Raw genomic sequence first — 466 nt, forward strand, 5'->3', positions numbered from 1 at the left:
CCGATGAAGCTGAGCTTGCCGGCGTGCCGGACGAGGCGCGTGCCATGTTCGCCGCGATGGCGGCGGCCGACAGCAAGGAAGGCTTCAAGCTGACCCTGCAGTTTCCGTGCTATTTCCCGGTGATGCAGTATGCCGACCGCCGCGAACTGCGCGCCGAGGTGTATGAAGCCTACGCCAAGCGTGCGTCCGAATTCGGCCTGGCAGAGCAGGACAACACCCCCATCATGCGCGAAAAGCTGAAACTGGCACGCGAAGAAGCGCAGTTGCTGGGTTTTGACTCTTACGCCCAGCTGTCGCTGGCGACCAAGATGGCCGAGTCGCCGGAGCAGGTGATTGCCTTCCTGCGCGATCTGGCGGTGCGCGCCAAGCCGTATGCGGCGCAAGACCGCGCCGAGCTGGAAGCCTTTGCCCGCGAAACGCTGGGTCTGGAGTCGCTGGAAGCGTGGGACATCGCCTACGCCAGCGA

General features: G+C 64.4%; 1 protein-coding gene. It reads left to right on the forward strand.

The genetic code is table 11. The annotated features are described in order from the left end of the window. On the forward strand, window positions 1-466 hold a 466-nt coding region (locus EGI20_RS19030), incomplete at both ends, for a M3 family metallopeptidase (RefSeq protein ID WP_498633270.1).

The sequence above is a fragment of the Aquitalea sp. S1-19 genome, assembly GCF_024343515.1.